28 protein-coding genes and 2 pseudogenes are annotated in these 25,223 nt (G+C 58.8%); 14 read left to right on the top strand and 16 right to left on the bottom strand.

From position 1 onward, the window contains the following. Positions 1–19: 19 nt before the first annotated feature. The gene (locus WG936_RS08855; protein ID WP_339572704.1) at positions 20–1,252 is read left to right on the top strand and encodes a benzoate/H(+) symporter BenE family transporter; all 1,233 of its coding nucleotides are present in this window, start codon (positions 20–22) and stop codon (positions 1,250–1,252) included. A 32-nt stretch (positions 1,253–1,284) separates the two neighbouring features. Here WG936_RS08855 and catC read toward each other — a convergent pair whose 3' ends face one another. The 3 genes from catC to catA form a co-directional block, all read right to left on the bottom strand. Further along, positions 1,285–1,566 carry a muconolactone Delta-isomerase gene (catC, locus tag WG936_RS08850; protein WP_339564158.1) on the bottom strand — a complete coding sequence of 94 codons (282 nt, stop codon included), beginning with the start codon at positions 1,564–1,566 and terminating at the stop codon, positions 1,285–1,287. A 12-nt stretch (positions 1,567–1,578) separates the two neighbouring features. Continuing rightward, positions 1,579–2,700 (bottom strand): muconate/chloromuconate family cycloisomerase, encoded by a 1,122-nt coding sequence (locus tag WG936_RS08845; RefSeq protein ID WP_339572703.1) that lies wholly within the window; start codon positions 2,698–2,700, stop codon positions 1,579–1,581. 74 nt (positions 2,701–2,774) lie between these two features. Beyond that, positions 2,775–3,629 carry a catechol 1,2-dioxygenase gene (gene catA, locus WG936_RS08840; RefSeq protein ID WP_339572702.1) on the bottom strand — a complete coding sequence of 285 codons (855 nt, stop codon included), beginning with the start codon at positions 3,627–3,629 and terminating at the stop codon, positions 2,775–2,777. Between the two features lie 388 nt (positions 3,630–4,017). Here catA and benA point away from each other — a divergent pair, with 388 nt between their 5' ends. The 5 genes and pseudogenes from benA (at position 4,018) to WG936_RS08815 (ending at position 10,635) form a co-directional block, all read left to right on the top strand. Next, the gene (gene benA / locus WG936_RS08835) at positions 4,018–5,490 is read left to right on the top strand and encodes a benzoate 1,2-dioxygenase large subunit (protein WP_339564161.1); all 1,473 of its coding nucleotides are present in this window, start codon (positions 4,018–4,020) and stop codon (positions 5,488–5,490) included. Between the two features lie 32 nt (positions 5,491–5,522). Continuing rightward, a complete protein-coding gene (benB, locus tag WG936_RS08830; protein WP_339572701.1) occupies positions 5,523–6,020 on the top strand; it encodes a benzoate 1,2-dioxygenase small subunit in 498 nt (165 codons plus the stop codon). A gap of 9 nt (positions 6,021–6,029) precedes the next feature. Next, a pseudogene (gene benC, locus WG936_RS08825) lies at positions 6,030–7,058 on the top strand (benzoate 1,2-dioxygenase electron transfer component BenC); the annotation flags it as partial. A gap of 23 nt (positions 7,059–7,081) precedes the next feature. Further along, positions 7,082–7,930: a 1,6-dihydroxycyclohexa-2,4-diene-1-carboxylate dehydrogenase gene (locus WG936_RS08820; protein ID WP_339564163.1), complete on the top strand. Its 849-nt coding sequence runs from the start codon at positions 7,082–7,084 to the stop codon at positions 7,928–7,930. A gap of 50 nt (positions 7,931–7,980) precedes the next feature. Further along, positions 7,981–10,635 (top strand): helix-turn-helix transcriptional regulator, encoded by a 2,655-nt coding sequence (locus WG936_RS08815; RefSeq protein WP_339572700.1) that lies wholly within the window; start codon positions 7,981–7,983, stop codon positions 10,633–10,635. A 5-nt stretch (positions 10,636–10,640) separates the two neighbouring features. On the opposite strand, the gene WG936_RS08810 is transcribed toward WG936_RS08815, so the two are convergent. The 6 genes and pseudogenes from WG936_RS08810 to WG936_RS08785 form a co-directional block, all read right to left on the bottom strand. Further along, positions 10,641–10,910 carry an MGMT family protein gene (locus tag WG936_RS08810; protein WP_339564165.1) on the bottom strand — a complete coding sequence of 90 codons (270 nt, stop codon included), beginning with the start codon at positions 10,908–10,910 and terminating at the stop codon, positions 10,641–10,643. Continuing rightward, complete coding sequence (locus tag WG936_RS08805; RefSeq protein WP_339564166.1) at positions 10,907–11,731, bottom strand: VOC family protein; 825 nt, start codon at positions 11,729–11,731, stop codon at positions 10,907–10,909. The genes WG936_RS08810 and WG936_RS08805 overlap by 4 nt, the downstream gene beginning before the upstream one ends. 2 nt (positions 11,732–11,733) lie before the next feature. Beyond that, positions 11,734–12,018: an RNA-binding S4 domain-containing protein gene (locus WG936_RS08800; RefSeq protein ID WP_339564167.1), complete on the bottom strand. Its 285-nt coding sequence runs from the start codon at positions 12,016–12,018 to the stop codon at positions 11,734–11,736. 11 nt (positions 12,019–12,029) lie between these two features. Next, on the bottom strand, positions 12,030–12,350 hold the full coding sequence (locus WG936_RS08795; protein ID WP_339564168.1) for a heavy metal-binding domain-containing protein: 321 nt from the start codon (positions 12,348–12,350) through the stop codon (positions 12,030–12,032). Next, complete coding sequence (locus WG936_RS08790; RefSeq protein WP_339564169.1) at positions 12,347–13,060, bottom strand: SDR family oxidoreductase; 714 nt, start codon at positions 13,058–13,060, stop codon at positions 12,347–12,349. The genes WG936_RS08795 and WG936_RS08790 overlap by 4 nt, the downstream gene beginning before the upstream one ends. A gap of 89 nt (positions 13,061–13,149) precedes the next feature. Continuing rightward, positions 13,150–13,656, bottom strand: a pseudogene (locus WG936_RS08785) (DNA-3-methyladenine glycosylase I); the annotation flags it as partial. A gap of 137 nt (positions 13,657–13,793) precedes the next feature. On the opposite strand from WG936_RS08785, the gene WG936_RS08780 reads away from it, so the two are divergent. Both WG936_RS08780 and WG936_RS08775 read left to right on the top strand, forming a co-directional pair. After that, positions 13,794–14,006, top strand: a complete 213-nt coding sequence (locus tag WG936_RS08780) for an antitoxin (protein ID WP_339564171.1) — start codon at positions 13,794–13,796, stop codon at positions 14,004–14,006. A gap of 224 nt (positions 14,007–14,230) precedes the next feature. Then, complete coding sequence (locus WG936_RS08775) at positions 14,231–14,395, top strand: antitoxin (RefSeq protein ID WP_339572698.1); 165 nt, start codon at positions 14,231–14,233, stop codon at positions 14,393–14,395. On the opposite strand, the gene WG936_RS08770 is transcribed toward WG936_RS08775, so the two are convergent. Continuing rightward, positions 14,392–15,036: an alpha-ketoglutarate-dependent dioxygenase AlkB family protein gene (locus tag WG936_RS08770; protein ID WP_339564173.1), complete on the bottom strand. Its 645-nt coding sequence runs from the start codon at positions 15,034–15,036 to the stop codon at positions 14,392–14,394. The genes WG936_RS08775 and WG936_RS08770 overlap by 4 nt on opposite strands. A gap of 52 nt (positions 15,037–15,088) precedes the next feature. On the opposite strand from WG936_RS08770, the gene WG936_RS08765 reads away from it, so the two are divergent. Continuing rightward, positions 15,089–15,601: an NADPH-dependent FMN reductase gene (locus WG936_RS08765; RefSeq protein ID WP_339572697.1), complete on the top strand. Its 513-nt coding sequence runs from the start codon at positions 15,089–15,091 to the stop codon at positions 15,599–15,601. Here the strand turns inward: WG936_RS08765 and WG936_RS08760 are convergent. Both WG936_RS08760 and msrA read right to left on the bottom strand, forming a co-directional pair. After that, the gene (locus WG936_RS08760; RefSeq protein ID WP_339572696.1) at positions 15,598–16,149 is read right to left on the bottom strand and encodes a hypothetical protein; all 552 of its coding nucleotides are present in this window, start codon (positions 16,147–16,149) and stop codon (positions 15,598–15,600) included. The two genes, WG936_RS08765 and WG936_RS08760, sit on opposite strands and share 4 nt — an antisense overlap. 103 nt (positions 16,150–16,252) lie before the next feature. Then, positions 16,253–16,870 (bottom strand): peptide-methionine (S)-S-oxide reductase MsrA, encoded by a 618-nt coding sequence (gene msrA / locus WG936_RS08755; RefSeq protein ID WP_339572695.1) that lies wholly within the window; start codon positions 16,868–16,870, stop codon positions 16,253–16,255. A 79-nt stretch (positions 16,871–16,949) separates the two neighbouring features. Here msrA and WG936_RS08750 point away from each other — a divergent pair, with 79 nt between their 5' ends. Then, complete coding sequence (locus WG936_RS08750) at positions 16,950–17,549, top strand: superoxide dismutase (protein WP_339572694.1); 600 nt, start codon at positions 16,950–16,952, stop codon at positions 17,547–17,549. Between the two features lie 130 nt (positions 17,550–17,679). On the opposite strand, the gene WG936_RS08745 is transcribed toward WG936_RS08750, so the two are convergent. Beyond that, complete coding sequence (locus WG936_RS08745; RefSeq protein WP_339564178.1) at positions 17,680–18,597, bottom strand: LysR substrate-binding domain-containing protein; 918 nt, start codon at positions 18,595–18,597, stop codon at positions 17,680–17,682. Between the two features lie 44 nt (positions 18,598–18,641). Here WG936_RS08745 and WG936_RS08740 point away from each other — a divergent pair, with 44 nt between their 5' ends. Beyond that, complete coding sequence (locus WG936_RS08740) at positions 18,642–19,832, top strand: MFS transporter (protein ID WP_339564179.1); 1,191 nt, start codon at positions 18,642–18,644, stop codon at positions 19,830–19,832. Here WG936_RS08740 and WG936_RS08735 read toward each other — a convergent pair. After that, positions 19,829–20,140, bottom strand: a complete 312-nt coding sequence (locus WG936_RS08735) for an ArsR/SmtB family transcription factor (protein ID WP_339564180.1) — start codon at positions 20,138–20,140, stop codon at positions 19,829–19,831. The genes WG936_RS08740 and WG936_RS08735 overlap by 4 nt on opposite strands. Before the next feature lie 82 nt (positions 20,141–20,222). On the opposite strand from WG936_RS08735, the gene arsB reads away from it, so the two are divergent. From arsB to WG936_RS08720, 3 genes are read left to right on the top strand one after another with little or no spacing between them, the layout of a single operon-like run. Next, positions 20,223–21,251: an ACR3 family arsenite efflux transporter gene (gene arsB, locus WG936_RS08730; RefSeq protein WP_339572693.1), complete on the top strand. Its 1,029-nt coding sequence runs from the start codon at positions 20,223–20,225 to the stop codon at positions 21,249–21,251. 1 nt (position 21,252) lies between these two features. Beyond that, positions 21,253–21,645: an arsenate-mycothiol transferase ArsC gene (locus WG936_RS08725; protein WP_339564182.1), complete on the top strand. Its 393-nt coding sequence runs from the start codon at positions 21,253–21,255 to the stop codon at positions 21,643–21,645. 17 nt (positions 21,646–21,662) lie between these two features. Continuing rightward, on the top strand, positions 21,663–24,104 hold the full coding sequence (locus WG936_RS08720) for a cupredoxin domain-containing protein (RefSeq protein WP_339572692.1): 2,442 nt from the start codon (positions 21,663–21,665) through the stop codon (positions 24,102–24,104). Here WG936_RS08720 and WG936_RS08715 read toward each other — a convergent pair. Next, on the bottom strand, positions 24,091–24,390 hold the full coding sequence (locus WG936_RS08715) for a CHY zinc finger protein (protein ID WP_339572691.1): 300 nt from the start codon (positions 24,388–24,390) through the stop codon (positions 24,091–24,093). The two genes, WG936_RS08720 and WG936_RS08715, sit on opposite strands and share 14 nt — an antisense overlap. Further along, positions 24,387–25,217 (bottom strand): tRNA glutamyl-Q(34) synthetase GluQRS, encoded by an 831-nt coding sequence (gluQRS, locus tag WG936_RS08710; RefSeq protein ID WP_339572690.1) that lies wholly within the window; start codon positions 25,215–25,217, stop codon positions 24,387–24,389. The genes WG936_RS08715 and gluQRS overlap by 4 nt, the downstream gene beginning before the upstream one ends. Between the last annotated feature and the right edge of the window lie 6 nt (positions 25,218–25,223).

Genomic DNA, 25,223 nt, shown 5'->3' with positions numbered 1-25,223 from the left:
GCCCTAAAGGAGTCGCTTCATGGCCCGCATATGGCCGCTGCTTGCCGTCGAGAAGCCGACCTTACCCCGCCCAAGTTGGCAGGAGGTTCGCCGGGATCTTGGTATTCAAGAGATAGGGGTCGGCCTAGTTGCGCTGCTCTTTTCCGCCTCAGGGGCCATCGCGGTGATCTTGCAGGCTGCCTCCGCGGGAAACCTCAGCGGGCAACAGACCGCCTCTTGGATTTTCGGAGCCTTCTTTGGCAACGGCATCCTGACGGTGCTGCTCACCTACCTGTATCGGTCCCCGCAAGCATATTTTTGGACCATCCCGGGCACGGTGTTGGTGGGCGACGCTCTCACGCATTTGAGCTTCGCCGAGGTCATCGGAGCATACTTGGTCACCGGTCTGGTGGTATTCACGCTGGGATGGTCTGGTCTCATCGGGCGCATCATGACGGCGCTCCCACCCACGATTGTGATGGCGATGGTGGCGGGCATTTTCCTAAGGTTCGGTTTAGATCTGATCGGTGCTGCGCGCAGTGCACCTATCATCGCGCTGCCAATGATTGCCGTATTCGTGGCGCTATCCGCGCTGCCCAAACTAGGGAAATACGCTCCACCTGTTGCGGTGGCCGCGGTCCTCGGCACGCTGTTGGCGCTAGTTACTGGGGAATTCTCGAGCGGGGCGCTTGCTAACGGGATCATCGCCAAGCCGATGCTATTTCGACCCGAGTTCAGCGCAAACTCCTTGATTGAACTGGTGATCCCGCTAGCGATCACTGTAGTGATCGTGCAGAACGGCCAGGGCACTGCAGTGCTCTCGGCGTCGCGACACCACCAAGGCCCTAACCTTTCGGCAGCTGCCAGCGGTATCTGGTCAATCCTGGTGGGCGTGCTGGGCACTTCTCCCACCTGCCTAACCGGTCCGACAAACGCTATTATCTGCAGCGCCCCCGAGCCTAAACGCCACTACACCGCAGCCTTGGTCACCGGTAGTGGCGCTATCCTTATCGGACTGTTGGCACCGGTGATGGTGGGGTTCATGTTGGCCATGCCAGGGGCATTCATCGCTACGCTGGCAGGGGTTGCCATGCTGGTGCCACTCAAGAACGCCTTTGTGGCCGCGTTTTCGGGTGCAGCTACCACGGGCGCGCTGGTGTGTTTCCTCGTGACGGTGGCTAACCTCACTTTGTTGGGGATCACCGCCCCATTTTGGGGCTTGCTCTTCGGTTGCGCTACGGCCGCTGCCTTAGACAGGAAGAAGCTCCCCTAGGCAGGTATTTCCTAGGGGAGCGAGCGTGGTTGCTATTTGACGTCGTTGGGGTGCTTCGCCAGCGGCGTGACCTTAATGTCCATATAGGGGAACATCGGTAGGCCGGACAGGATCTCGTGGAGTTCGTCCGCATCCGCAACGTTCAGGATGGAAATGTTGGCGTACTCGCCTGCGATACGCCAGATCTCCGGCCATTTTCCCGATCCCTGCTGTTGTTGAGAGTAGGCTCGCTCACGAGCCATCAGGTCAGCCCGCAGCTCCGGATCCATATCGGCTGGGAGATTGACGATCATGTGGCAGTGAAACAGTGCCATGGTGGCGCTCCTTTATTTTCTAGTGAAGTGGTTGATCTTGTCCCAGTCGGGCTCGAGTCCCAGGCCGGGTCCTTCCGGCAGGGTGACGGTGCCGTCCGCGTAGACCAGGTCAGCAGTGGTGTAGCTTTCGCACAGCAGTAAGGGACCGAACAGTTCGGAACCGTAGGATACCGCTGGGGTGGCGCAGGCAAAGTGCAGCGAGGCAGCCGTACCAAATGGCCCTTCCAGCGAAGTCGCGCCGTGACAGGCCAGGCCGGCTGCTTCTGCAATGGCGGCGGCCTTCATGGATTCCCGCAAACCGCCGAGTTTGGTGGTCTTGAGTGCAACTACATCCGCAGCTTGCATCTCTATCACCTTGAGCACGTCCGCCGGGCTGCATACGGATTCATCCGCCATGACCGGCACGCCTACTCGCTGGGTGATCTCCCGCAGGGTGTGGTAATCGTGTGCCGGCGTGGGCTGCTCGAAAAGGTCGAACCCGGCGTCGGCAAGCCGCGGCAGATAGTGCAGGGCGGTGAGACGGTCCCAGCGCGCGTTGATGTCGATGCGCAGGGACACCTTGTTCCCCACCGCTGCAGCGAGGTCGACCAAGCGCTGCGTATCGACGGCCGGATCCCCGGAACCCATCTTGAGTTTGAAAGAACGATGCCCATAATCCGCGATGCGCTCCTCGATTTCCGCGACCGCTTCGTCGAGGGGCAGTACGCCCAGCGCCCAGGTGACATCGATCTTGTCACGAACGGCACCACCCAAAAGGTCGCGCACTGGGATACCAAGGGAGCGGGCCCAGGCATCATGGATCGCAACGTCGCAGGCTGCCTTGGCAAAACGATCATTGGCAACCACTTTTTCAAAGTCAGCGAGGATGCCTGCCAGCTCGTTGAGCTGCCGCCCGATCATGACGGGGGCCAGGTACCCGTCGATGATGGCCTTCATGGTTTCTACGGATTCCCCGCCCCACCAGGGGCCGCCGGGCACCACACCTTCACCGTAACCCTGCACGCCTGCCTCGGTCACAACGGTAACCAACAGAATCGGCTGCGCGACCGCGGTAGTGGTGGCAAAGCCATGCGGGCGGATGAGGGGAACATCAAGAATGCGCGTATTTACCCGCGTAATGGTCAAATCGGCCACATTGTCTCCTTCATGTGCATCAAAACGACGGTAGCCCCATCCCATTGTTTATGGGAGGGGCTGGGAAGTGTGGGTTAGTCTTCCTTGTCCAACGCGAAGGAGTAATCGACCACGTTGTTGCCGTTGCCGTCTTCCTTTGGATCAAGCAGCAATTCTGGCTTTACTGCGGTTGCGACGTCATTATCAGTCCAGTCACCACCGCGGAAGTACAGCTGAGTAGTGATGCTGCGGTGGCCTGGGGCCTTGACCATCAGGTGCAGATGAGCTGGGCGCCATGGGTGTCCGCCGTAGGAATCAATGAACCAGCCGGTAGGTCCATCGGACGGGATCTGGTACGGAGCCGGCTGCAGGGTCTTGATCTGGTAACGGCCCTCTTCATCGGTGACGATGGTGCCACGGAGGTTCCATTCTGGAATGTTTGGCGCGAACTGAGAGTAGTAGCCCTCGGAGTCTGCGTGCCACAGCTCGACGGTGGCTCCGCCGAGGCCCTTGCCATCCACGTCGGTGACCTGGCCCTGGAAAATCAGTGGCTGCTGTACTTTGTCCTGTTCACGCATTGGCATCTCGCACACGGCCGGGAGCTGTGGCGCGTTTTCAACGTAATACGGGCCTTCGATGGAGCCCTTGGTGCCGGTGTATTCGTGGCGGTTGTAGTTGATCTCTTCGATCTCATGCTCCACGAAAACGTCCAGCCACAGTGGCCACTCGCCATATTCGCCAACGTCGATCATCCACTGCTTTAGCACGCGGTACTCGTCGTAGGTGACCTGGTGATCGTGAGCAACCTTAGCGATAGCCGCGAGGAGGTCAGTGTAGATCGCGTTCGCGCGCTCCTTGGAGGTATCGGCGGAAACACGATCTGACTTGAACTTGTCGGTAGCCGCGTTGCCAGAGGCGTGTGCGGTTGGGTTGATCTCTGCCTGAGTCATGTCAGTGACCTTTCGGTGGGTGAGAAGTGGTGGCTGGGTGGTTGGGGTGCGAGTGAGAAGCCACAGCGCCTGTGACCCTCAAATCACTTGATAGGTACTGTGCTTCAGGTCACGGGCTAAGTCAACCGTCAAAATCGGCCCCAAAAGCCCGTTTCACGCCAAAGAGATGGAAAAGTCCCCCATTTCTCCAGGTAAATGGACGCTAAGTGAACGAACGTCCATTTAGCGCACGTCCAACCCCTAGACAACCCTAGGGAAGTCCCTAGTGTGACCTACATCATTTGTATGGATTATTGAAACATCGGACACGTCAAACGTGGACTGGGCACTCGCCCCTGAACCCGAATTTCGGGCTCCGAACTCATCCCAACGAAGAAGGAAGGCTTCCATGTCAACCAGCCATACTGACAGCAGGAATCTGATCTCCACTGCACTGCAGAACGAGCCAGACCAGGGCATCGTGCGCGTCAACCGCGCCATCTTCACTGATCCCGAACTGTTCGAACTCGAAATGAAGTACATCTTCGAAGGCAACTGGATCTACTTGGCGCACGAGTCTCAAATCCCGAACCCGGGTGACTACTTCACCACCTATATGGGCCGCCAGCCGATCGTGATCACTCGCTCCAAGGACGGCGAACTCAACGCACTCATCAACGCATGTTCCCACCGCGGCGCAATGCTCTGCCGCCGCAAGACGGATAACCGCACCACCCTGACCTGCCCATTCCATGGTTGGACCTTCTCCAACGATGGCTCCCTAATCAAGGTCAAGGATGAAAAGGACGGTGCGTATCCAGAAAACTTCCGGACCGACGGCTCCCACGACCTGCGCCGCGTCGCCCGCTTCGAGTCCTACCGCGGCTTCCTCTTTGGATCCCTCAATCCCGACGTGGTGCCACTGGAAGAGCATCTGGGAGATGCCCGCACCATGATCGACATGCTGGTAAACCAGTCGCCTGAAGGCCTCGAGGTGCTTCGCGGCTCCTCCACCTACACCTACGACGGCAACTGGAAGCTCCAGACCGAGAACGGTGCCGACGGCTACCACGTCTCCTCCACCCACTGGAACTACGCCGCCACCACCTCGCGTCGCTCCACCGGCGAGTCCAAGAACGCCACTAAGGCCATGGATGCCGGCACGTGGGGCAAACAGGGCGGCGGCTACTACTCCTTCCCCCACGGCCACCTACTGCTGTGGATGTGGTGGGGAAACCCAGCAGACCGCCCACTGTATGAGCGCAAGGAAGAACTCAAAGAGCAGTTCGGGGAGAACATCGGCGAATTCATGGTCGGCGCTTCCCGCAACCTCTGTCTCTACCCGAACGTCTACATCATGGACCAGTTCTCCTCCCAGATCCGCCACATTCGCCCGATCGATGTAGATAAGACCGAAGTCACTATCTACTGCATCGCACCGAAGGGCGAATCTGAAGCCGCTCGCGCCAACCGCATCCGCCAATACGAGGACTTCTTCAACGCCACCGGCATGGCCACCCCAGATGACCTCGAGGAATTCCGCTCCTGCCAGAAGACTTACCAGGCCTCCGCATTCCCGTGGAATGACATGACCCGAGGCCTCGGCCACCAGCAGAACGGCCCTGACGATGTAGCCCAAGGCCTCGGCATGACGGAAGTGCTGTCCTCCGGCGCACGCACCGAAGACGAGGGCCTCTACCCGATCCAGCACGGCTACTGGGAATCAATCATGTTGGATGCCGTGGAGCGTGACGGGCAAGCCGACAAGGCAACCGCGGACGATGCGGCAGCGTTCGCCGCCACTCAGAAATTCTCGGCCGCTAAGGCAGCCGCTACCAGCACCCAGCAAGCCGAGGCACCGCGTCGCCGTCGCCGTCGATAAGCCCAGCCCACGATCAACTTTTAGGAGGAACCATGAGCACCGAACTCACCCACACCGACATTGAACAATTCCTCTATCACGAGGCGCGGCTTCTCGACGACCGCGAGTTTGAAGCCTGGCTCGAGCTGTACCACGAGGACGTCGATTATTGGATGCCCGCCTGGGACGACAATGGCGAGCTGACCGAAGATCCGCAGCGTGAAATCTCCCTTATGTACTACCCCAACCGTGGCGGACTCGAGGATCGCATTTTCCGTATCCGCACCGAGCGCTCCTCAGCAACCTCGCTGCCAGAACCGCGTACCGGCCACAACATCACCAATGTGGAGATCTTGGAAACCCGCGAGAACGAGGTCGACGTTCGCCATAACTGGGCCAACTACTACTACCGGTACAACACCACAGATGTGTACTTCGGCACCACCTTCCTCACCTTGGACACCACCACGGACGCCCCGCTGATCAAGCGGAAGAAGATTGTGCTCAAAAACGACTACATCCACCACATCGTCGACGTCTACATGGTCTAGGAGGCCCACATGTCTAATCACAAGATTGCGCTCGCCTTTGAAGACGGCATCACTAAGTTCATCGATTGCGCCGAAGACCAAACCGTTGCCGATGCCGCCTACCAGGCGAAAATCAACATCCCATTCGACTGCCGTGACGGCGCCTGCGGTACCTGCAAGGCCTTCTGCGAAGCCGGTGACTACGAGGACGGCGAGTACATCGATGACGCACTCACCGCCGCCGAAGTAGCCGAGGGTTACTGCTTGCCCTGCCAGATGACGCCGCTGTCCGACGTCGTCCTGCAAATCGCTACCACCTCTGAATTGGCAAAGACCGGCGCCCAGGATTTCACTGGCACCATCTCTCGCCTCGAGCGCTATTCCGAATCCACCGTCGGTTTCAGCGTGGACATCAAGAACCGCGAACAGTTGCACTTCCTGCCAGGCCAGTACATGAACATCACCGTGCCCGGCACCGAGGAGACCCGCTCCTACTCCTTCAGCTCCGACCCGGACGGCAGCGATGCCAGCTTCCTAGTCAAGATCACCCCGGGCGGCCTCATGTCCACCTACCTCGATGAACGCGCCCAGGTAGGCGATCAACTCACTCTGTCCGGCCCGATGGGTTCCTTCTTCCTTCGTGAGCCACTGGATCCGATCCTGTTGTTGGCCGGTGGCACCGGACTGGCACCGATCACCTCCATCCTGCACAAGTTGGCGAGTGATGAGCTTCTCGACGTACCGGTACGCCTGATCTACGGCGCAACCTTTGACCACGACGTAGTGGAACTGGCTCAGCTCGACGCGTTTAAGGAAAAACTCCCGGACTTTGACTACTTCGTTGTCGTTGCTGACCCGGATTCCACGGCGGAGCGCAAAGGCTATGTTACCGACCACATGACTGAGGAACACCTGCACAATGGCAACGCCGACGTATACCTGTGTGGCCCACCGCCAATGGTGGAAGCCGTGCGCACCTACTTGAACGAGCAGCCGAATCCGCCGCAGAACTTCTACTACGAGAAGTTCTCCAACACGGCCTCCCTCGCTTCCGAGAAAGCTCCAGCGGAGGTTTCTGCCTGATGAGCACCACGGACAAAGGCCACGTCCCAGTTGGTGACGGCGTCGAAGGAAGCCCGACGATATTCACCCCGCGTCGTTTTGCGGGAAAGCGCGTCGTAGTCACGGGTGCAGCGCAGGGCATCGGCTATGCCGTTGCCAAGCGGCTAGCTTATGAGGATGCGAGCCTGCTACTGGTGGATCGTGCGGACTTGGTCCTGGATGTCCGCAGCGAATTGGAATCCGTTGGCGCGGGAGAGGTCACCGCGATTACCGCAGACCTGGAGACTTATGCCGGTGCCGAGGCGGTAGCAGCGGCAGCGCGCACGGAACTTGGTGGCGCAGACACGCTGATCAACAACGTCGGCGGCACCATCTGGGCGAAGCCTTTTGAGGAGTACAGCCCGGAAGAGATTACCAAGGAAATTGACCGCAGTCTCTTTCCCACGCTGTGGGTGACCCGGGCGGTGCTGCCAGTTCTGATCCAGAACGGTTCCGGCACCATCGTCAATGTGTCCTCCTGCGCCACCCGCGGCGTGAACCGGGTTCCCTATGCCGCGGCGAAGGGTGGCGTGAATGGGATCGTCTCCGCACTGGCAAAGGAGGCCGCACCGCACAACATCCGGGTAGTAGCCACCGCGCCTGGCGGCACTCTCGCACCGGAACGCAAGGTCAAGCGTGGTCCGAGTCCGGAAGATGAGCAGCAAAAGCAGTGGTACCAGCAGATCGTAGACCAAACGATCGAATCAACCGTGATGGGGCGCTACGGCACTTTGGAGGAACAGGCCGCTCCGATCTGCTTCTTGGCGTCAGATGAGGCCTCCTACATCACTGGTTCAGTATTGCCGGTGGCGGGCGGCGACCAAGGTTAATCGCCGCTAAATCAGCCCATGACGCGGAACTTTATTGTTAAAATCCAACAATGATTCACTCCAGGGATGACGCTCACGCTTTGTCCATCTCTGGAGATCCCCGCGCCTTGTCCGAGCGGATCCAAAAGCTGCAGCCGGGTCAGGGGCTGATCGTAGAGCTATCGGCCCCTGCCGGCTCCGGCAAGCGAGATTTCCTCCATCACTTACTTCAACAATGCCCCGGGTGGTTCACCCATCGCATCGCAGCACTCCCCTGGCTGCGCGCGGACTCCGGAAATGTCATCCGGCATCTCCTCGGCCCCCGAACCGAAAAATCAGATGCACTCCAAGAGCTTCTCGACGCCGATTCCGCTGCCCACCTCATCGTCATCGACGATGCACACTGGGCCGATGACGCCTCGATCCGCGAACTCGCCACCGTGGCGCGCCGGCTGAGCCGAGGACGCCTAGCCCTCATTCTGAGCGTGGCCACCGAGGACGGGTCCGCTAGCTCGCTACCGCTCACCCACATTGCTGACTATTCGATCAGCCTTCCGCCACTGACCCTGGCCGAGGTGCACGATGTGGGATATAACCTGCTCGGTATATCTCTTTCTGCCAGCATCTGCACCCGGCTGCTAGAGATGTCGGGTGGCAGACCAGGCCGGGTGCGCGAGCTGCTATCCACCCGAAACCTGGACTATTGGCGCAACGATGACGTTGCCATCCCAGTGCCGCCGAGCTGGCAGCAGTCCCTTGCCACGCGTACTAACGGGCTGTCGCCGCAGGCGCACTCCGTGCTCGAATGTTTAGGGGTTTTCCGCGATAGTTGCCCATTGGACCTGCTTCAAGAGCTGTCCGGGGACCGCGAACTTGAGGGAGTGGATGAGCTGGTTCACGCGGCAATACTGCACGTCTATCCCACTTCCACCGGCCTGCATGCCGCAGTGACAAATCCCACCGACACCGCAGTTATTCAGCAGCAACTCTCTCCCGGCAGACAAGCCCGACTACACGGCCTCGCCGCCGACTATTTCACGCGCCACAACAGCGACGATCAGGCGTTGATCCACCGGACGTTAAGCGCCGTAGGCTGCCGCGATACCTACGCGCTCCTCCTCGCAGATCGCGGCACCAAACTTGGAGAGCTTGGCGCGTGGCAGCTCGCCCGACGCTACTTTGATGAGGCTGCGGCGCTTGCCTCGAATCAGCGACTGCGACAGCAACTGCGTCTCGACGCCGTCGAAGCCGTCATCTCAGCTTCAGACATCGCCTCTGCCAGTGTGCTGTCCTCTGGGGTAGATCCCCGCTTGAACAGCCAACGAGTCGATTCCATGCTGGGTGGAATCGCCGTGCACGAGGGACGCCGCGCTGAAGCAAAGTCACTGTTGGAACCCCTAGCAGAGCAGTTTTCTGACTTAGCTGCGGAAGATCCTGTTGTGGCCGCACGACTCGGAGTACGCATGACCTTGCTGTCTATTGCGGATTGGGACGCACCCGGTGTGGTGTCCTGGGCGGCGCGCACCCGCGAGGTGAGCCCTGCGGCTAATGAATCTGGCATTGAGGCAGCGGCGATCTCCCTGGTTGGCAGCGCCGCACTGTCGCGCACGCACGTCCCCGAGGCGCTGCGTTCTGCCGCGGATGCGCCCTTTCAGGCGCAACGCCTCAGCATGGCCCATGGTTGGGTCAGCCTGGTTTTTGATGACCCGATTTCGGCCCGAGACCTGCTGCGAGTGCGCTTCGAAGGAGAAGGCTCGGAGCGCATCGCGCTGTGGCAGGATGCCTGGCTAGCCCGCGCAAATTTCCTGCTCGGCGACTGGCCAGCAGCTTCCGCCGCAGTAGAACGCGGTCTGTTCCGGGCGGAACAATTTGGCATTCCACTGCTCAAGCCCCTCTTGTTGTGGACTGGCGCTCATGTTGCGCTCTATCGCGGTGATCGGGAACTAACGCGGTTCTATTCCAACCGCCTGGTCCTCGGCCAAGACTCCTTTGCCATCCAGCGCCTGCCCTCCCATATGAGCAGATTGGCTTCTGCCAGCCTCGCAAACGATGTCAGAGGAGCCGTGCGCGCAGGCGAACAACTCATGCAGATTCGCGCGTCGCTCTCGGACTATGCACCCGGCTTTTGGCCTTGGGAAGACGTCTTCGTCCAGGCATTGCTTCGCGACGGCCAAACCGAGCTCGCCACCACCCTGCTGGAGCAATTCGAGGCCGAGGCGTTGGAAACTGGCATCGCCTCACTCACCGCAAAACTCGCCGTACCGCGCGGAAATGTGCTGTTTCAGCAGGGGGAGGTTAGCGCAGCCATGCATTTGCTTGATGACGCCGTGGACTGCATCTCTGCACTCCCTCTCCCCGCTTATGAGAGCCGGATCGTCTTTGAATACGGGCAGCTGCTGCGCCGCTTTGGCCAGCGTCGCCGCGCGGATGAGATGTTTGGCCGAGCAACAGAGCTGTTCACAGAGATGGGGGCGGATGCTTTTGTGTCGCGCGCGCTGCGAGAGCGTCGCGCTGTCGGGCTCGGGCCTCGACATCACGCACCTGAGGAACTCACCCCACAGGAACTTGAGATTGCCCGGTTGGTCGCGCGGGGGGCGACCAACCGGGATGTGGCAGCGGAGTTGTACCTGTCGGTCAAAACGGTGGAATACCACCTCACCCGCGTTTATCGGAAGCTTCGGATTCGTCGGAGGAACGAGCTCCCTGGGGCACTGCGCCGGTTATGAGCTGGCTATTGGCCTAGGGTGCGGAGGTCCACTCCGGTTTCGGTGAGGGGTAGTCCGTCCGCGATCCAGTGTGGGCGAGCACTGTCTGCAACAGCGCTGGTGCCGTCGGCACGCACAACCCGCCACCAGCAAGTGATCCCGCCATAGTCCCGCATGATGCGGCCGACTTGTCGTGGCCCACAGCCGACGGCAGCGCCGACTTCACCATAGGTTGCCACTTGCCCACGGGGAATGGCGGAGACGTAGTCGACTACTGCTTCTGCCAGCGGTGTCACAGTCCAAACTGGCTGAGATCAATGCCCTGGAGCGGGTCTTCTTCTCTGCCTTCTTCCGTGGGTTCTGCGATCTGCGCCAAGGTGAGGGTGGCTCCCGTGGAATCTGCAATCAGAGCCATCCGGCCGAAGTCAGAGTCCCATGGTTCCCGAATGAGGGTGCCACCAAGCTCAGTAACCTTATTAGCAGCGTCATCGACGTTCGCGACTCCAAGGTAGGTCTGCCAGAAGCTCGGTACCTGGGGCGGGAACTGTCCCTTTGCATCCCAGATACCAGCGAACTGTGCGCCATCTTCCAGGGCGGTGGTGTAGTTGAACTCGTTGCCCTCTGCGATTTCGGAACCAAGAGCTTGGGTCACCCAACCAAAGAGTTCTTCATAGAATTCCACTGCTTTGCCATAGTTGGTGGTAGCGGTGAGTTCATGCCACACCGGAGTGCCTGGCTCGCCGCCTGCAACAAAGACTTCATCGGTGGCCAAGAGTCCAAAGACAGCGCCGGCTGGGTCAACACACAGCGCAATTTCTCCCCGGGAGACTTGGGCAGGTTCGAGGATTACACGGCCGCCGAGTTCAGCGACGCGCTCCACCGAGTTTTCTAGATTCTCGGTGTAGAAGTACGTCACCCACATATCAGGCATAGTGGCTTCAGTTTGGTGTACCAGTCCAGCCACCGGTAGCCCCTGGCAGCGGGCCATACGGTAGTCCTGTTCATCACCGATTTCCCAGCTCAGGATTTCTGAGTAGAAGTGGGAGGCTTTTCGGATATCCGAGGTAGACAGCTCCACCCAGATCGGCATTCCATGTCGTGCTTCAAAGGCGGGCATGGTTACATGTTCCTCCACTTCTCGTAGTCGAAATCGTCGTTGGCGGTTGCCTCATCGAAGAAGTCATCATCGTCCTCGCTGGCTACAACACGGGCGCAATTCTCGCCGAGACACACCACGTCTCCGTGGCGAAGGGTTTTTCCGCGGCGAGTATCCACTTCCCCATTCACAGTGATGTGGCCTGCAGCAATAGCTTCCTTAGCTGCCCCGCCAGTATCAACAAGGTTGGCCAATTTGATGAATTGACCCAGTTTGATGGTTTCGTCTTTGATTCCGACGTCATACATGGAAGGAAAGCTTACGCCAGTTTCACTGCGGTTCCAGTTGCGCTCACCATCAGCATGTTATTTGCCTGTCCCATGGTGGAGTAGTCCAGGGCAACTCCGACAACAGCATCGGCGCCGAGCTCCGCTGCCCGCTGCACCATTTCGGCGAGAGCGTTCTCTCGAGCTGCCTGGGCTTCACCTTCATAGGCTTCGCTGCGGCCACCGACGATGTTGCGCAGTCCGGCGGTGAAGTCCTTGAAAGCGTTGATCCCGACGATGGTCTCCCCGGCGACAACCCGAATGTACTGACCGATTTGGCGGCCTTCGATGTTATTGGTAGTGCTAACAATCACAGCTGATCCTTTGGTTTGATGGTCATGTTTTCAATATTGACGTGGGATGGCAGCGAAGCGACCCAACGCACGGTCTCAGCGATATCCGCTGCTGTCAGGTTGAGTTTGTCCGCGTAGACCTCCTCGGCTTTGTCAGCATCGCCTTTAAAGCGGATGAGAGAGAAATCGGTTTTGACGCGGCCGGGATCGATTTCGGTGATGCGCAGCGGAGTATCGATGGTTTCTTGGCGCAATACCGAAGTCATCGCGCGGACACCGAACTTCGCGGCGTTGTAGCCAGCGCCTCCCGGATACGGGTTCAGCGCGGCGACCGAGCCGACGTTGATGATCGTGCCGTCTGCGGCGATGAGCGCATCTAACAGAGCACGAGTGACATTTAACGTGCCGATGACATTGGTTTCATACATCCAGCGCCAATCATCCAGGTCTGCGTCCGCTACGGAATCGAGACCCTTAGCGCCACCTGCGTTATTGACCAGTAGATCCAGTTGCTCAATCTGTTCGGCCATGCGGGCAACGGAATCCAGATCTGTTACGTCGAGTTCAATGGCGGTGCCTCCGATTCGCTCCGCCACCTCTTTAATCCGATCGGCGCGACGCGCAGCGACGAACACGTGCCAACCGTCCTTGGCAAGTGCTTCCGCCGTGGCCGCACCAATACCGCTAGAAGCTCCGGTAACGAGTGCCGTCTTTTGGGTTGCTGCAGTCATAGTTCCTACAATAGATCGGATGCGCCGAGTACGCGGTTGTTTATCAAACCTGTAGCCTCCATGAGCGCAAAGCAGATGGTAGGGCCAACAAACTTAAAGCCTCGCTCCTTCAAGGCCCGCGCCATCGCCGCAGATTCTTTTGACACGGTGGCAGCCGTCTCCGCATGGGTTGGACGTTCCCAATCCGTGGGGGCAAAGAAGGCTAGGAAGGCAAGGAGACCGCCGTCGTCACGCAGTTCTTGTACCCGGGCGGCGTTGTGGACCGCGGCGCAGATCTTGTTTCGATTTCGGATAATTCCTGGGTTAGCTAGTAGTGTTTCCACGTCTTTGGCGTTGAAACCGGCAACGGTGTCCACGTCGAAATTGGCAAAGGCGGCTCGAAATGCTGGCCGTTTTTTAAGGATGGTTTCCCAGGACAGGCCAGCTTGAAATCCTTCCAGCACCAGCCGTTCAAAAGCCTCATTTTCAGTTCTGATGGGCCTGCCCCACTCGTTGTCATAATAATCACGCAGCAAGTCGGAAGACTGGGCCCACTGCGGGCGAATCCGACCATCAGTGCAGGAAACTAGGCCATGTTCATTAAGGGTTGTGTTCATGTCTGCCATGTTAGTGGGCGGGCGGGACCCCACCGCCTTCACAATTAGAACACGCGTTCCACCCCTTGAATCAATTAGCCAGCCGACAGGCTCGCCACAGCTTAGAATGAGTCTTACATCTAACGAAAGGCATTGACATGGGAATCATGGACCAGGCTAAGGACTTCGCAGAGAAGAACCCCGGAAAAGTCGACGAGATCATCGAAAAGGTCGGCGACATCGTCGACTCCAAGACGCAGGGCAAGTATGCCGACAAGGTAGACCAGGCCCAGCAAATGGCGAAGGAAAAGATGCACGGCCAGCACGCTGCCACGCCAGCCCAGGAAGAGACCCCTGAGCAGCCGCACTAAGCCTCATCGCACTACCGAGCCGCGACCGTTAAGGTCGTGGCTTTTTTAATGCCCTATCCAACGTCACCCAATCACAACCGCATTACGTTCCCGTTTCACTTCCATCGAGATTTGAGCAAAATACCAGCTCATGACCGCGCCGTCCCAAAGAGTAGGTGGCGATCTCCCGTCAGCGCCCCTAGCGTGGACCATGTACCAGTCATCCGAAACGAAAGGTAAGCACCATGAGCGTTTTTGATAAGGCAAAGGACATGGCAGCCAAAAACCCCGAGAAGGCTGACCAGGTCGTCGATAAGGCAGGCGATGCCCTTGACGCAAAAACCGGTGGCCAACATGAACAGCACGTGGATCGCGCCCAAGATGCCGCCCACGACCACCTCAAGGGCTAAAGATTTACTTGGCGGATCGTAAAATTGATCCGCCCCTCCCGAATGCCGCAACCTTCCGGCGCTGTGCCGTCATACACCTTTGGCACGCCATGAAATGCTCGCCGATGCTCTCCACCAAACACGAGGAGGTCACCGGATAGCAGTTGAATTTCACACCACGGACGGTTGCGGTTTTCTGTATTACCCAGGCGAAACAGTGCCGAATCCCCGATTGAGATTGACACAATTGGTGCCTCCGATTCTTCCCCCGCATCCTGATGCATCCCCATCCTCGCACCCGGCGGGTAGTAATTGATCAGAAGCATCTCCGGCCGAAAGCGCCTCACCCAACCCGACAGTTCCGGCGCGCTTTTCGACGCCATCAGCAACCCTTGCCTGCCGAGCTGTCGCGCCCACTGCGGCATAGGCAACGGCGAGGGCTCATAGCTATTGAGATTGCCCTGCCAGCGATAGCCGAGTGGCTGCATATACACACTCATTTGTCCGGAAGGCAGCGTGGGGCGAGCCATGCCACGACTAACTTGCCGCGCAGCCTCGACTAGATCCGCCTGCATATTGGGGGATAAGTAAGCTGGCACATGCGCCACTCCTGCGGCAATACGCTTGGGTGGCCGTGGGAGTTCTGCAAATAAAGCTGGCACAGTGTTAGGATAACTGCCGACAGTTGTAGATATATCAACAAAGGATGAATTGATGAAGATCGCAGTAGTACTCGGCTCAATCCGCGAGGGCCGCTTCGGCTCCCAGGTTGCCAACTGGGCAGTATCCAACATTGCAGGTGCCGAGCTGGTTGACCTCAAGAGCTTTAATCTGCCACTACTGACCAGCGCCCCACCAATGGCAATGAAGGGCAAGTACGACGTCCCGGAGCAGCAGGCATGGGCGGACGCAATGTCCAAGTATGACGCCTACATTTTTGTCACCGGCGAGTACAACCACGGCATTCCGGGCGCCCTGAAGAATGCCATCGACTCACTCGGCGTCGAGTTGCAGGGCAAGAAGGCTAGCTTCATCTCCTACGGCTTCGATGGTGCTATTCGCGCCGTTGACCAGCTGCGAATCGTACTGCACAACTTTTCGATGAGGCTGCCGCGAGCCCAGGTTTCCATCAACCTCAACACTGAAATGGTCGATGGCACATTTGTGCCCGGCGACCACCAGATTGGCGCATTGACCCTAGCCGTCGAGCAGCTTAAGGCAAGTTAAGCGCCAGTTCCCCGCTCAGGGACTGCAGCCGACTCACTCAAGCAATGCAGATCAGTTTGGCTACCATCTGCACGCTTGCCGTTAACAAAGAGCTCGATCTGGGCGGGACCTTCGTCTACCTGCGTGTACAAAGTTTCTGTGAATGTCACGGTCTCACCGGAGCGGTCGAACTTCGCGGTGAACTTACTACCCTCGGCGTATTGGCCGCCGATCGGAATCGAAACTTCCGTGTACTCACCGGTGTCCGTTTCAGTCTTATTGACGCTTGCTTCCTCGTACTCGAGCGAGTCCAGGCCAGAGTAGATAAAGAGGCCATCGAGCTTGGCGTCCTGATCAATCCGATGCAGCCACTCTTCCTTCTCCTCTTCAGACACTGGCTCGGAGGTCAAATTAGCTGGGCCTCCAGCATGACGGGCATGTGCGCACAACCCAGGCGAAATCGATTCAGCCCCTGGGGCTTCCGTATCGGCGAACGCTGGGTTAGTGCACGCTATCGCTCCAGCCGTAAACCCGGCAATCACCAGCGCAGTTGAACGTTTGGCGGTCATAGCAATCCTTCCTCACTGTGGGTACTGACACTGCCACCACAACATGAGCACTATTGACAGTTAATACCTACAGCGGGTAGTTACCCAATCTTTATAGGCCGCCTTAGTTACCGCAGGAAATCCCTGTGGAGTGCACTGGACAATAGCCATGCGGGTTTTTATACAAGTACTGCTGGTGCTCATCTTCCGCCAAGTAGAAAGGCTGCATCGCGGTCACTTCCGTGGTGATGGGCGGAAAACCATGCTCAGCGAGCTTTTCGCCGTAACGCGCCACAACATCCCGCACTACCTCCGGCTCATGCGTGCAAAAGATGGAGCGGTACTGCGTGCCGACGTCATTGCCCTGGCGGTATCCCTGCGTAGGGTCATGCGCCTCCAAAGCAAGGGCCACAATATCGCGAACGCTGAGTGAGTCGTCGAAAAGCACCCGCACCACCTCTGCATGGCCGGTGCGCCCAGAGCAGACCTCCCGGTAGGTCGGGTTAGGAGTGGAGCCACCGGCGTATCCGACCTCGGTCGAGACAACACCCGGGGTGTTCCACATGAGTTTTTCAGCGCCCCAGAAACATCCGATGCCAATCAAGACTTCCTTTCCATCTTGCCGCAACGGGGTGCCGAACACGGCGTGTGGTGCAGGATCAGGGTTCACCGGCATCGATCCGCCACGCAGCGCAGATTCGGGGGTGACCATTTCTGGTTTCGGCGCAAAGAGGAAGCCCATATACGACACTATATCGTTGCGAAATCCCCAATCGCGCCTATCATGGGGGTCACACCGTCAAACGAAAGGTTTTAAGCACATGGCTAAATACGAACTGCCACAGCTCGACTACGCATACGATGCTCTCGAGCCACACATCTCCGCTGAGATCATGGAGCTGCACCACACCAAGCACCATCAGAACTACGTCAACGGCGCAAACGCCGCCCTTGAAAAGATGGAAGCTGCACGCCAGGATGGCACCATCGGCGCAGTTGTTACTGGCCTTTCTAAGGACCTCGCTTTCAACTTGGGCGGCCACACCAACCACTCCCTGTTCTGGAAGAACCTGGCACCTAACGCTGGCGGCCAGCCAACCGGTGAGCTTGCGGAGGCAATTGACCGCGACTTCGGCTCTTACGAAGCATTCCAGGCACACTTCGAGGCAGCTGCCCTCGGCCTGCAGGGCTCCGGCTGGGCAGTTCTGGCGTGGGACACCCTCGGCGAGCGCCTCGTTATCGAGCAGATGACCGACCAGCAGGGCAACCTCTCCATCGACCTGCGTCCACTGCTCATGCTCGACATGTGGGAGCACGCCTTCTACCTCCAGTACAAGAACGTGAAGGCAGACTACGTCAAGGCTGTCTGGAACGTTTTCAACTGGGAAGAAGTTGCCAAGCGCTTCGCAGCTGCTAAGTAATCGTTCTCGCCGACTCAACCCATCGCCCACCAGTGCTGTGCACTGCACGGGCGGTGGGTTTCGTCGTGGCTGGAGTACAAGCCAGCTGGGCTAGATCTCCAGTTCCGCAGGCCTTATTCACTCACGCTCCCTAAACGAGAACTTGCATTTTCCCCAGCACGAACTGCCGGAACAGCTCCACCGGCGGTGCCTCGGCCAGCCCAGCGCGCCAGATCATGCCAATATCGCGCCCCTGCGTTGGCGTGAGAGGTACCACGGAAACACCCTCGGGGACCAGCGCCGAATCCCCCATGGGCAACAAAGCAACTCCCAGGCCAGCGGCCACGAGTCCAGCAACAGTTGTCATTTCCATGGTTTCAAAGGCGATCTTTGGCTCAAAACCTGCGTCAGCTGCCAGTCGATTTAGGATTATCTGAATGCCATAACCAGGCAACATGCCGATGAACGGCTCATCCTTGGCTGCAGAGAGTTTGACCGCAGTCTTCGTGGCGAACTTGTGGCCGGCGGGAACTGCTAGGCCTAGTCGCTGCTGGGCCACCGTAGTCCAGGCGACGTCGGTACTGGCAGGCTCCGGGCTGACGAAGGCGAGGTCCAGGGCGTCGTCAAGCACTGCCTGCTCCAGCTCGCGCGCGGGCCCCTGCCGGAGCTCAAACTGTACTTTCGGATAACGGGCGCGGTATTCGCGCAGGAGAGCCGGCACGAGCCAAGTACCCAGGGAATGCATGAAGCCAATGCGCACGGTGCCCAACTCGGGATCCATCAGGCGGTGGACTTCGCGGCTCCCTGCCTCGGCGGCCGAGAGGAGCGCGCGGGCATAGCGCTGGAAGGCGCGGCCACGGGTATTAAGCTGCAGGGTTCGCCCGACGCGATCAAACAGCGTCGCCCCCAGTTCTTCCTCTAGGCGGGCAATGCGACGCGAGAGAGTTGGTTGGGGCACCCCCAAGCGAGCTGCCGTTTCAGTGAGGTGTCCGGACTCCGCCACGGCGAGAAAACTGGCGATGTCGCTGCTAGCGAGATTCAATTCATCCTCCGGATTAATTAGAGCCATTCTTCGCACTTTACTAATACAACCAGCATAGGCACGATGGAATCATGACGGGCATAAGGCGGACGGACGCAGCATACAAACGGGCAACGTGGGCGATGCTTGCCGTTGGGTTAGCCACGTTTAACGGACTCTACTGCACCCAAGCGCTCCTGCCGACCTTTTCAGAAGTTTTTAGTATCTCCCCCACCACGGCGGCCCTCACCATTTCTGCGGCGACCGGCATGCTCGCCCTGTGTGTGGTGCCGGCTTCAATCTTGTCGGAAAGGTTCGGCCGCGGCCGCATCCTAGCCGGCTCCCTGATAGCCGCCACCGCAGTCGGGCTGGTCATTCCTTTCCTCAGCGATCCAAACCTCATCATCGCCCTGCGCGGCCTCCAAGGAGCTTTCTTCGCTGGCACACCGGCGGTGGCCATGGCGTGGCTTTCGGAAGAAATCGATGCTCGCGATCTCGCCGGCGCTATGGGGCTATACATCGCGGGAAATGCCTTCGGCGGGCTACTCGGCCGCATCATCCCATCGACAATCCTGGAATTTGCTAGCTGGCGCTGGGCAATGGGCATCAACGCCGTGTTCGCTCTGACGATGGCAGCCCTAGTGTGGTTGCTACTCCCAGCACAGCAACATTTCCACGCCAAGCAACTACATGCCAAGGCTGAAGTGCAGGCCATGCTGGGACACTGGAGAAATCCACGGCTGGCAGCACTATTCATCCTGCCACTGCTAGCGATGGGGACCTTTGTTTCGGTTTACAATTTTCTTGGCTTTCGAATGATCCAACTCTTCGGGCTCAGTGAAGGCCTTGTCGGACTGCTTTTCATCATGTACCTTGCGGGGACTTGGTCGTCGGCACGCGCAGGTTCGATGGTAAAACGCTGGGGCCGCGGACCAGTGGTGCTGAGTATGGCGCTGCTGATGCTGGCGGCCCTGCCAGTACTCAATTCAGGCCATCTGAGCGTGATTCTACTGGCGCTTTTCATTTTCACAGCCTCGTTTTTTGCGCTGCATTCGACGGCCTCGAGCTGGGTAGGCATCCTTGCCACTGAGCATCGTGCGGAGGCGTCCAGCATGTACCTGTTTTGTTATTACGTTGGCAGCTCTATCATCGGCTGGCTATCTGGCATGGTGATGCATATTGGCTGGTTCCAGTTCACGATGTGGCTCTCAGCGTTGACGGCGCTGATCGTTCTCATCAGCGCTTGGCTATGGTCGACCCGCGAGCAATCCGGCCAGGACTAGTCCAGGCTCAGGACCTTTTGCAATTCCTGGAACACCTCGGGCTGCATCACATGCGTGACAGTGCGACCTTCGCGGACCTTTCGCAGTAAACCTGCATCACTGAGCTTCTTCAGATGGTGCGACACCGTTGGTTGGGACAAATCAGTGCGCGACACCAAATCGGTTACGGAGAGCGGCCCGCAGCCGGCCGCTTCTATTTCAGACAGCAACTGAAGCCGTACTGGGTCCGACAAAACCTTGAAGAGCATGGCGTACTTTTTCGAGTCTTCTGCCGACAGTGGTCCATCACATAAGGAACAACAACCCATGACCACCAGTATATATTGACGTCCGTCGATATAAAAGCTAGGCTTTCATATCGATACCCTTCGATATGAAAGCCTGCCACAGATGTCTCTCCTGGACCGTTTCCTTCCCGCCTGGATCCTGCTCGCCATGGGTGCCGGCCTGGCGCTGAGCAACATATTTCCCCACTTAGCTCCCGCACTGAACTCGATGCACCTGGCAGGAATCTCGATCCCCATCGCGATCGGCCTATTCGTCATGATGTACCCACCTCTAGCTAAGGTGCGCTACGACAAAGCAAGCAAGCTCGCTTCTGACCGCCGCCTCATGATCGTTTCCCTGCTCCTCAATTGGCTCATCGGCCCCGCATTCATGTTTGCCCTGGCCTGGCTCTTCCTGCCCGACCAACCCGAACTACGTACCGGCCTAATCATCGTTGGCCTAGCCCGGTGCATCGCCATGGTCTTGGTATGGTCCGACCTGGCCTGCGGCGACAAAGAAGCTACCGCGGTACTGGTTGCCGTGAACTCAGTTTTTCAGGTTCTAATGTTTGGCATCCTCGGCTGGTTTTATCTCCAAATACTGCCTAGCCAACTTGGCCTGCCGACCACCTCTGCTGAGTTTTCATTTTGGACCATCGTTTCCTCGGTGCTGATTTTTCTCGGTATTCCACTACTGCTCGGAGCACTCTCCCGCGTTATCGGCGAGAAGCTTAAAGGTCGCGATTGGTACGAAAGTTCCTTCCTTCCCCAGATCTCCCCACTCGCACTGCTCGGCCTGCTGTACACCATTGTTTTGCTCTTTGCCCTGCAGGGCGAGCACATCGCCGAGAATCCCTGGGCGGTCGCTCGCCTCGCGGCGCCACTATTGTGCTATTTCTTCGGAATGTTTTTCATCGGCGTCCTTGCTTCCTGGCGCTCCGGGATGGGGTATGCCCAATCCACATCCGTGGCTTTTACTGCCGCAGGCAACAATTTTGAGCTGGCTATCGCGGTAGCGATCGGCACCTTCGGAGCCAGCTCCGGCCAAGCGCTCGCCGGAACAGTGGGGCCGTTGATCGAGGTGCCGGTCCTGGTCGCGCTGGTGTATGTCATGAAATCCCTCAAGCCCCGTCTCTACCCTCAGGAGTCTTAATATGAAGAAGGTTTTGTTTATCTGCGTGAGCAATGGCGGCAAGTCCCAGATGGCAGCAGCCCTGCTCCGCAAACATGCTGGCGATTGGATCGAGGTTCACTCCGCAGGCACTCACCCGGGAAGCACTCTCAATGAGGAGTCCGTTGCCGCCATCGCCGAAGTTGGCGCCGACATGTCACAGGAAACTCCGAAGCCCATTGACCCGCTGCTGTTATTGAATGCCGACCGAGTCATCGTTTTGGGCAAGCAGGCGCAAGTTGCTGGCACCGTAGAGTTGTGGGACACCATTGAGCCTTCACACGACGGCATCACCGGCATGGAGCGCATGCGCTTGCTTCGCGAGGACATAGACAACCGAGTGCGCACCCTGGCGGAAGAGCTAAAACAAGCTTAATCCTGTATCTTATATACATGATTAAAAGTGGGCGGAAGAGCTGGCATAAGACCGCAAGCAAACCGGTGTCGTGGTGGATGCTTGCCCTCATCATTGCTGGAGCTAGCCACATCCTCATCCCCGAATACCGGTGGATGCTCATCCACATGCTCACGCTGGGAATCCTCAGCAATTCCATCCACCTCTGGAGTTTTCACTTCACCGAAAAATGGATGCATGCGGACTTCAGCCAGTCACAGCGGCGCAGCTTCGTCGCTCGCGTTTACGCACTAAATGTAGCCTTCATCATCACCATCCTCGGTCGAGTGCTGGGACAATCCTGGCTAGTGGTCTTGGGGGCGAGCGCCATTGCTGCTCTCTTTGGATGCCACGCCATTGTGTTGGGCCGACAATTCCGACCTTCACAGCGTTTCGCTCACTCAATCGTCGCCTACGTGGCCTCCGCAATCTCCCTCGTTGCCGGCGCCATCCTGGGCGGACTCCTCGGGCTCGGCTATTCCGAGCTCTTGCCCGCACACCTGCTTCTCAACTTCGGCGGCTTTGTAGGCCTGGCTGCACTAGGCTCCCTGGCGGTGCTCTTCCCCGCCATGTGGCGCACCCAGATCAAATGGGACTTCACGCGCTGGTCGGTAGGGATCGCCATCGTGGGATTAGTGGTAGGCACCCTTTGGCTCACCCCAGGCCTATTGATCTACGCAGCTGCTTGGCTGCTGGCCCTCGTCGGCTTCCTGAGTAGTTTGGTGGCAGTGGCGCGCGATCCGCGTGACCGTGTCACCTTTGCCTCCGTATCTGCACTCGCCGCAATCTTGTGGCTCATCGGCTCCATCCTTGCGTTGGCAGCGGGCCACCTACCTGTCTTAGGCCTCGCGGTAGGTTTCGCGGCGCAGCTGCTCATCGGAACCATGAGCTATTTGCTGCCGACGACCATTGGAGGCGGCCCAGCCGCAACCCGCGCCGGGATGCGCGTGATGAATCAGGCCGGACTGTTTCGTTGCACACTGGTCAACGGCGGGCTGCTGATCTGGATTTTCTCTTCTAATAGCTGGCTGAAAGTGGTGGCTTCCGCCCTAGTGTGCCTTTCACTGGCATATCTAGTGCCAGCCACCCCGTGGGCGGTGAAGGCACAACGCACACTCATGGCCCACAAGGATAAACCCCTGGCCACGCCCGATACCGCACCCCGGTGGCATCAGATCACGGCGGGCATCGCCGTCCTCACTGCCGCCGCAATGCTCCTTAGCGGCAACCCAGGTCCGCAACCGGCCAGCACCGCTGCGGGAGCGGAAACCGTGCGGATGGACATCACAATGAACCAGATGAGATTCCATCCGAGTTCGATCACCGTTCCGGCCAATAGTCGGCTAGTACTCACGCTAAAGAATGAAGACTCCATGGTGCACGATCTGGTATTCCCCAACGGCGCGACCACTGGCAGGTTAAACCCCGGCGAGACTGCGGAACTCGATGCCGGTGTCATCACCGAAAGCACCCAGGCTTGGTGCTCTATCGCTGGCCACCGGATGCAAGGCATGACACTGGATGTGCTGACCGGGACCGCGCCGGCTGAGCAGCAAGGCCAGCAACAACCGCACCAGCAGCATCAACATCAGGCGATGGCAGCTGCGGGCGTCGGCAAGCCACCTGCGCACACCATCGACCCGGTGGTGCCACCGAGCACCGTGCATGACATCACTATCAACGTCGAGGAGAAGGTCATCGACGGCCGCGCCCGGTGGACTTTCAACGGCGATATGCAGGGCCCTACCTTGCGCGGAAAAATTGGCGACGAGTTCCGGGTGAAGTTCGTCAACAACGGTTCGATGCCACACTCCATCGATTTCCATGCCGGTCTCATTTCCCCTGATGAGCCGATGAAGAGCATCAACCCTGGCGAGTCTCTGCAATATAATTTCCGTGCGCACCACTCTGGAATCTGGCTGTACCACTGCGGCACGATGCCAATGTCCATGCACATCGCTGCCGGCATGTTCGGCGCAGTGATCATCGATCCGCCAGACCTCGCGCCCGTCGATCATGAATACCTCATCATCCAATCGGAGCTCTACGGCAGCACAAACGATCCCACCAACCCGGTCGACGCCACCAAGCTCGCCGCCGGCACACCAGACCGCGTCATGTTCAACTCCGTGGAGGACCAGTACGTCCGCAACCCGCTCCACATGCGGGCAGGCGAGACCGCGCGCTTCTGGCTTCTCGACGCCGGCCCCAACAACTCACTCAGCTTCCACATCGTTGGCTCACAGTTCCACACCTCATACAAAGAAGGGGCCTACCTGCTCAAAGACAGTGACACGGGTGCCTCACAAGCCCTAGATCTATTAGCGGCGCAGGGTGGTTTCGTGGAAGCCCGCTTCCCAGAGCCTGGCACCTACACGATGGTCAACCACCAATTCATTGATGCTGAGCGCGGAGCCCGCGGCAAAATCATCGTGGAATAGCAAAGTAGATCCCGGCGTGCAGAGAGCACCCGGGATTAAACTGCGCCTCGCACGCCGGACACCGCGGGCCATACTCCTGGTAACTCATGCGATGCCCACACACGCCGCATTCAATGGCAGGCTCATCCAACGGCATCTGCCCAAAGGGGTGAGCCGACTCCGCCGCATGGCACAAGTGACATGCCCAGTAGTCCCCGCATACGCTGCACTTATTGGCCACCACGTCCAGTTCCGAATGGTAGTGCTCGCAGCGCCCGTGCTGGTCAACCAGCAGCCCGCGGATCAAAAGATCACCGGCTCTCGCGGGACCGCGGCAGGGTCAAACTGGGCAAGCAGTTCCTGCGCCGAACCGGGCTTCAAACCGAGCGATGCCGCGAGCTTATGCATGGCAAAATCGATACCCATCTCCCGCAGCGTCACAGCGCCATCGCGCTTAGCCAATCGTTTTCCCGCCGGGGAGAGCACCAGCGGTACGTGCACATACTCCGGCACCGGTAGCCCGAGCAGACTGGCCAAGTAAGCCTGGCGTGGCGCGCTGGACAGCAGATCATCACCCCGAACCACCTGATTGACTCCCTGGTAAGCATCGTCGACGACCACCGCCAGGTTATAGGCCCAGTCGCCATCTCCACGCCGCAAAATCATGTCATCCACATCACCGGAGTATTCACCAACAAAATAGTCGTGCACCGTGAAGGAACTCACGGCAGATCGCAGCCGCAATGCTGGCGCTTTGTCTGGTTTTGGCACCGCCCCGTCGCGGCAGGTCCCAGGATATGAACCCGGTATGGCGTGCGGCGCGCGGGAAGCCTCCTGAATATCCTTCCGGGAACAGAAGCATTCATAGGTGGGCAGTGCCGCCAGGGCCGCGGAATAAGCTTCCGAACGCGTCGACTGGTACAGCACCTCGTCATCCCAATCCAGGCCGATAGCTGCGAGATCTTCCAGCTGGCGGGCGGCGGATTCGGCAGAGGAGCGCCCCGAATCGACGTCTTCAACACGGATGAGAAATGAACCGCCGTCGACACGCGCAAACAACCAGGCCAGCAGCGCGGTGCGCAGGTTCCCAAAATGCAGATCACCACTGGGGCTAGGTGCGTAGCGTCCGATCATGGTAAT

Origin of the sequence: Corynebacterium sp. H127, from assembly GCF_037482665.1 — a bacterium.
Taxonomy (GTDB): domain Bacteria; phylum Actinomycetota; class Actinomycetes; order Mycobacteriales; family Mycobacteriaceae; genus Corynebacterium.
This window is presented reverse-complemented; position numbering and strand designations above follow the sequence as displayed.